6 protein-coding genes are annotated in these 6,814 nt (G+C 67.5%); 3 read left to right on the top strand and 3 right to left on the bottom strand.

Annotation, left to right across the window (positions count from 1 at the left end):
• Positions 1–75 (top strand): methanol dehydrogenase (locus tag KJ554_02085; GenBank protein ID MBU0741124.1); only part of this gene is annotated, 75 nt, incomplete at its 5' end.
• 1 nt (position 76) lies between these two features.
• A complete protein-coding gene (locus KJ554_02080; protein MBU0741123.1) occupies positions 77–562 on the top strand; it encodes a TPM domain-containing protein in 486 nt (161 codons plus the stop codon).
• A 93-nt stretch (positions 563–655) separates the two neighbouring features.
• Here the strand turns inward: KJ554_02080 and KJ554_02075 are convergent, their stop codons facing one another.
• The 3 genes from KJ554_02075 to KJ554_02065 form a co-directional block, all read right to left on the bottom strand.
• Positions 656–3,766 carry a hypothetical protein gene (locus KJ554_02075; protein ID MBU0741122.1) on the bottom strand — a complete coding sequence of 1,037 codons (3,111 nt, stop codon included), beginning with the start codon at positions 3,764–3,766 and terminating at the stop codon, positions 656–658.
• 144 nt (positions 3,767–3,910) lie between these two features.
• The gene (locus KJ554_02070; protein ID MBU0741121.1) at positions 3,911–5,164 is read right to left on the bottom strand and encodes an ABC transporter permease; all 1,254 of its coding nucleotides are present in this window, start codon (positions 5,162–5,164) and stop codon (positions 3,911–3,913) included.
• On the bottom strand, positions 5,161–6,081 hold the full coding sequence (locus KJ554_02065; GenBank protein ID MBU0741120.1) for an ATP-binding cassette domain-containing protein: 921 nt from the start codon (positions 6,079–6,081) through the stop codon (positions 5,161–5,163). Before KJ554_02065 ends, KJ554_02070 begins: the two co-directional genes overlap by 4 nt.
• A 505-nt stretch (positions 6,082–6,586) precedes the next feature.
• Between KJ554_02065 and KJ554_02060 the strand changes: the two genes are divergently transcribed.
• Positions 6,587–6,814, top strand: a 228-nt coding sequence (locus tag KJ554_02060; GenBank protein ID MBU0741119.1) for a hypothetical protein, incomplete at its 3' end; no start/stop codon positions are given.

Below are 6,814 nucleotides of genomic sequence, written 5' to 3'. Positions count from 1 at the left end.
GGTTTCGGGGGCGGGGGCGGTTTCAGCGGGGGCGGCGGCTTCTCGGGCGGCGGCGGCGCCAGTGGAGGTTGGTGAGATGACGAACCAGCGCAGCGACATCCCCAGGCGTTTCTTCGCCAAGGCGGAGCAGGCGCGCATCGTGGACGCCATCGCGGCCGCCGAACTGCGGACCAGCGGCGAGATCCGCTTCCACCTGGAGCGCGACGTCCCCGCCGGGCCGCCGGTCGCCGGCGATCCCTACCTCCAGGCGCGACGCGTCTTCGACGATCTGGGCATGCACCGTACCGCAGACCGCAACGGCGTGCTGGTCTACATGGCCGTGCGCTCGCGCAAGTTCGCCGTGGTCGGCGACGAGGAGCTGCACGCCCGCGTGGGCGACGGCTTCTGGTCGGACGTGGTGGAGGCCATGGGGCGCGAATTCGGCGAAGGACGTTTCGCCAAAGGGCTCGAGACGGGCATCGCCTTGATCGGCGAGAAGCTGTGCGAGTTCTTTCCCTATCAAGATGATGATGTGAACGAGTTGCCGGATGAGATCTCTTACGGGGATGATGTCCGGGACTGACGCGACCCTTCGCCGTGACACCGTTACCAAGCGACTCTCGAAGAGCCGGAGCGCGGTCACGGTGTCACGGCGAAGGGTCGCGTCTCGGCATCATCACTTGACGAGCGAGAGTTTCAGGGTTGCATCCTGTCGGCCGGCCGTCAGGCGGGCCAGGTAGACGCCGCCGGGCATCGGGCGGCCGGTGTCGTCGTGGCCGTCCCAGGACACGGTGTAGAGGCCGGCCGTGCGCGGCGCGTCGAGCAACGTGCGGACGCGGCGGCCGCGGGCGTCGAAGATCACCAGCCTCGCCCGGGCCGGCGCCCACAGCGAGAAGGCGAGGCGCGTGCTCGGGTTGAAGGGGTTAGGATGCGCCGCCAGGCGCATGACGGGCGCGGGGGTCTCCGCCACCGCGACCGGCACCCAGACCGGCACCCAGTCCGCGGGCATGACCAGGTCGCCGTCGCCGTCGCCGGCGGGACACTGGTCCAGCAGCGCACCGGCGTCGGCGGTGCCGTAGGCCGCCACCGCCAGGTCGAGCTCCGCGGGCCAGCCGCCGGGATACGAATCGTCGAGCAGGAAGACGCCCTCGAGCACGGTACCCGTGGCCTGGCGGAAATCGCCGGGGGGCGGCGTGACCTCGGCGGCGTCGAACCAGCCGCTCCAGCTGTTGTCGCCCTCGCGGGCCAGGTAGGCGTCCCAGGGCAGGGACTGGCCGGCCTTGGCCCAGGGCGCGGCCTGCGGGACGAAGCCGCCGTCCCCGTGCAGCAGGATGAAGATGTCGGCGCCGGGGTTGGCGGTGTGGGAGTCGGTGGCCACGTAGAGCCAGCCGTCCTGCTCGGCCGCCCACAGGCAGACGTCCAGCTGGTCGGCCGCCGCGTCCAGCAGGCCGTCCATGACGAAGGGCGGTTCGCCGCCGCCGCCGCTGACGGCCACGTGCCAGTCGGCGCCGCCGTTGTTGTCCCACGTGCCGGCGTTGTCGTGGAAGACGAAGTCCAGGGAAGTGGCCGACGCGGGCACGGTGAAGGTGACCCACCAAGCGCCGGCGCCGGCGCTGTAGGACATGGGCCCGTCCGTGACGCCCTGCCAGCCGCTGTGCCCGCGGTGTATCCAGACCGCGAGCGCGCCTTTGAGTGGCCGACCGGTCGGATCGTACCGGACGGTGACGGTCTCGCCGGCGACAGGCTCCGCGGGGTCGGTCCAGGCGACCGAGTCGGGTTCGGCGGCGCCGCCGGCGCCCACCCACACGTGCTGGATGGGGCTGCGCTTGACGTGTCCCAGGTCGTCCTCGGCTTCCACGTGATAGTCGAGCAGCACGTCCTCGTAACCCGTCAACTCCAGCCAGTATTGGTCGGCGATGACCTGGGGCAGCTCGGTGAAGTCGATCTCGCCCATCTCCCAGGGCTCGCCCAGGGGCATGACGCGCTGGTTCATGGGCAGGGCGGTCCAGGCGCCCACGTCCGGACCGCCGGCGTAGAGCTCGTTGTCGTGCGTCGCCGGATCGTTCGTCCCGTCGGCGTCCGCGCGCACTTTCAGTTCCACCCGCGCCAGGCCGGACACGTCGTGCACGAAGGTCCAGACGTGGAAATCCGACGACATGGCCGCGCCCTGCCCGCCGGGATAGCCCCACAGGGAGCCGCCGCCGAAGCCGCCGGGATTCCAGGGCAGACGCTGGGGCAGCCAGACCGTCGGCGCCACGGTGTCCGCGCCGCCCGCGACGATCGGATCGGCCAAGGCGAGCGCCTCGTTGCAGGCAAGGGTCGCCTTGATCTCCATGTCCAGGACCGCGCCGTAGTACATGTAGCCGCTCTCGTAGCCGGCCAGCAGGAAGTGCCAGGCGCGCGCGGCGTCGCCGGCCGCGGGGCCGGGGTCCAGCACTTGGGACGTGTCCACGCCGGCGATGGCGGCGGCGGTCTCCACGCTGTTCTGGGCGGCGGTCAGGACGGCCCAGTTGCGCTCGTCCTCGGCCCAGCCGCCGGGGATGTCGAACTGTCCCGAGGCGTTCACCGGCGGCCAGTTCCAGTTGACGTACTGGGGCGAGCCGAAGTCGCCGTCGGCGTTGACCCAGCCGCCGTCCTCCACGTGCACCACGTCGCCCGCGGGCACGGGATGGTGCTGCAGGTAGGTGGCGACCGTCGTCGGCGTGTAGCCCTGGCCCGCGGCCGCGTGGGCGAACTGGGTGACGTTCTCGTAATAGTAGCTGCAGCCGCCGCTCCAGGCGTTGTCCCCGTCGTGGGCGAAGATCACCAGCATGGGCTGCGCGGGATTGTTGGCCGAGGCGATCGCATCGACGCCGCCGGTGCCGAACAGGCCGTAACCCTCCTCCCAGCCCATGGCGTTGGCCGCGGGCACCACCACCAGGCTGGAGACGCCGCCGCCGTCGGGATCCACGTACTCTGCCCGGTGGGGCGTGAAGCCGTAGGGGTACGGCACCTTGAGGGTGACGCCGCGGGAGATGGTGTGGCTGGTGTAGACGCCCTGGGCCGGGTTGGTCTGGTCGGCCGGATTGGGCGGATCGCAGTTGTCCAGGTTGGCCTGGTAGGGATAGTCGGCGCAGGCGCGCGCGACGTGCAGATCCGGCACGACGGTCCACGCCACGCCGGCCTCGACCAGCAGCGGGATCATCCGCTCGCTGAAGCACATCTCCGCCGGGAAGAAACCGTGCGAGACCTCCCCGGGCCCCCAGGCGTCGTCGTAGATCAGCCGGGCCAGGGCCAGTTCCATGCGCAGGGCGTTGTCGTCCAGCAGCGGGCCGATGGCGTGATGGAAGCCGACCAGCACCGGTTCGAGGCGCGGCTTCCCGGCCGTGTTGGACCACCCGCGCGCGGTGCGGTAATGGGAATACCAATCGGATGCGTACCGGCCGCCGTTCCAGCCCGCGTCGCCCAGGCTGAAGATGTTCTCCATCAGGGCGCCCGCGAACGACACCTGCGCCCCGGCCTCGGGCAGATCCAGGATCGAGGAGATCGCGTCCTTGGGATAGTGCTGGTAATCCCCGATCCGGTCGTCCTTGTCGAAGATCGCGTACTCGTCGTTCTGGCTGTGGCCCAGGGTGATGGTCTCGTAGGCTGTCTCGTAGCGGCCCGGACCCCAGACGCTCTCGTCCGGCCAGTAGATGGGCTGGTGCATGTGCCACAGGTAGGTGGTGTGCACGCCGGTGCCGGCGTGGGCGGCGGGTGCCGCGGTCGGCAGCGCGAGGCAGACGATCATCATCAGGCGACGGTACACTGTGTCCTCCAGGGGGTGTCTCGATGGCTACCTGTGCATTATAGCATCCGAGGAGGCCGGCGCGCACCTACTCACCGGATAATCGTAAAGCGTTGCGCAGCTCCGCTGTCCGGGGAGAGCCGTATCTCACTGCGAGCACCCGGCTCAATCCGCCTGCCGCAGCACCTTCACCAACGTCCCCCAGGAGGGTGCGGCCCCGTGCATCAAGATTCCCACGCGGAACAGCTTCCCCGACAGCCGCATCAGCCCGTATATCGTCACCACCATCAGCGCCCACGACAGCACGATCTGCCAGAGGGGCGGCGTCTCCAGGCAGACGCGCATGAACATCAATATCGGCGTGAAGAAGGGGATCAGGCTGAGGATGGTCGCCACCGTGCCGCCGGGGTCCATCATCACCAGGGTCAGCAGCAGCATGGGGATGATCACGAACATGGCGATGGGCGTGGCGAACTGCTGCGATTCCTGGGCCGTGTTACACAGCGATCCCACGCCGGCGTAGAGATTCGAGAAGAGCAGGTAGCCGAGCACGAAGAAGATCACGAACGACGAGAGCATCATGGGCGTCAGGAACGAGGCGTCGATGCTCATGCCGCCGATGTCCACGCCGCGGGCGGAGAGCCCGATGATCGCCGCGGTCCAGATGGCCACCTGGGTCAGCCCGGCAGCGCCGATGCCGAGGATCTTGCCCTGCATCAGGCGCGAGGCCGGCACGCTGGACAGGATCACCTCCACCACGCGCGAGCTCTTCTCCTCGATGACGCCCGTCAGGGTCTGCTGCCCGTAGACCAGCACCATCATGTAGAGGATCATGATCAGGGTGAAGGCGACGGCGAAGACGCCGTCGTTGTCTCGCGAGGTGGTCTCTCCCTCCTCGCTGACCGAGAGGGTGCTCCAGTCGGTGTAGGCCGAGAGGTAGGCGTGCAGGCTGTCGGGCACGCCCGCCCGGGCGAAACGCAGCTGATGCAGGACGCGGTTCAGGGCCGGCGCGATCATCTCGCGGATGATGCCCGCCGAGACGGACTTGCTGTAGAAGGTCGCCTGCCGCGACTCGGCGAAATCGGGCGCGATGAACAGGCCCGCGTCGAGATCCTCGTCACGGATGCGGGCGGTCATCTCCGCTATGGCATCCTCGTGCCCGCCCGGCGACGCATCGAGGGGGATCAGCACGATCCGGGGTTTCTCGCGCTCACCCAGGATATCGCTCAACGGCTGGTAATGCGCGCCGGAGGGATCCACAACGCCAACAGTGCGTTCGGCATCGACCTTGTCCATGGCGAGCATGGGTATCAGCAGCACCAGGGACATCATCAGGGGGATCAGGATGGTGCTGATGATGAAGCCCTTGCTGCGCACCCGCTCGAGGTACTCGCGCCTGATGATGGCGAAGGTCTTCACGACGCCACCCCCTCACCCGCCGTGGCGCGTTGATGGCGGACGGCGGCCAGGAAGATCTCCTGCAGGCTGGGCCGGTTGGCCGAGAAGAGCGAGAGCGAACCGTGCGCGCGCAACCTGTCGAGCAGGGCGTCGAGGTCGGCGCCCTCGCGCAGGGTCAGGCGCCAGCCGTCACCGTCCGGCGCGCACTGGGTGACGTCTGGCAGCGCTGCGGGCGCCGCCGCTCCGTCGGTGAAGACGACCTTGACCGACCGCAACGGGAAGTCGTCGCGTATCTGGTCGAGGCTGCCGTCCAGGATCTTCCGCCCCCCCTCGATCAGGCAGATGTTGTCGCAGAGCTGTTCCGCCTCGGCCAGCATGTGCGTCGAGAAGATGATGGTGCATCCGCGGGCGTTCTCCTCACGGATGATGTCGCGCAGCAACTCGATGTTCAGCGGGTCGAGACCGCCGAAAGGCTCGTCCAGGATCACCAGGTCCGGCCCGAACAGGAAGGTGGCGGCGAACTGGACCTTCTGCTGCATCCCCTTGGACAACGCATCGACTTTCTTGTCCTTCCAGTCGCCCAGCTCCATGCGCTCCAGCCACTGCTCGGCTAGCGGAACCGCTTTCCGCCGGGGAATCGACTTCAGCTCGGCCAAGAACGCGAGCTGCTCGACGCACTTCATCTTACGGTATAGGCCACGCTCCTCTGGCAAATAACCGACGCGGTCGAGCAGGCCCCGATCCATGGGCCGGCCGTCGAAGAGGATCTCGCCCTCGTCGGGGGGCACGATGTTCATGATGCTGCGGATGGCGGTGGTCTTGCCGGCACCGTTGGGACCGAGGAAGCCGTAGATGGCGCCGCGAGGGATGTCCAGGGAGAAATCGGAGACGGCTTCGACCTCGCCGTATCGCTTGTGGATGTGCCGGAGGCTGAGCATCGTCCCACCCATGCCGCTGCTTGTTGCACTCACCCGTCGAGTCCTTTCGTGAAGCCCGGTTACGAGGCGCAGAGCATAGTGCGCCGATGCACGCGGTGCAAGAACGAGAGCGCCTACGCATTGTTGCACGGAAACCGGGCAACCCACCCGGCGACAAGGTAGTCAGGGTATACAAAAAGCCTCGGGGTTCCCCCCGCCGAGAACCCCGAGTCAGCCGCCGGTTTCGCCAACTTGACGCATCCGGCCGGTATGTGCCCGCATTCGATCCTCGATCATGGAATTCCTCAGGCGTCTATCCACGAAGATCGATGTACGTTTCGGGATGGCCCTGATCCGGAGATCCGATGGCAAAGATCTGCGGGCTGTATTGTTGATCGGTTGTTGGGGCCGATCGCGTTTTCTTGTTTGAACGATAGCTGGCAAGTCTCACGTTTCCATCACGATTGTATAAAATAAGTTCTGCCCCCTAAAATGTCTCCGGCCCCGAACCTGCGGTGCCGAGGGCATGAACACACGACGACCCGGCTGGCGACCGCCTCACTGCCCCAACCCAAACTGCAAGTACCACAACGGGTTCACCGACAGCTGGCGCTACAAACGCAAGGGCTGGTACATGCGCCTCGCTCGCCCCAGACGTATCCAGCGGTACACGTGCCTCGACTGTGGCCGCACCTTCAGTTCACAGACCTTCTCCACCACGTACTGGCAGCGGATACCCTCCTTAGACACGAAG

This window comes from bacterium (genome assembly GCA_018814885.1).
In the GTDB taxonomy this organism is placed as follows: Bacteria; Krumholzibacteriota; Krumholzibacteriia; order LZORAL124-64-63; family LZORAL124-64-63; genus JAHIYU01.
This window is presented reverse-complemented; position numbering and strand designations above follow the sequence as displayed.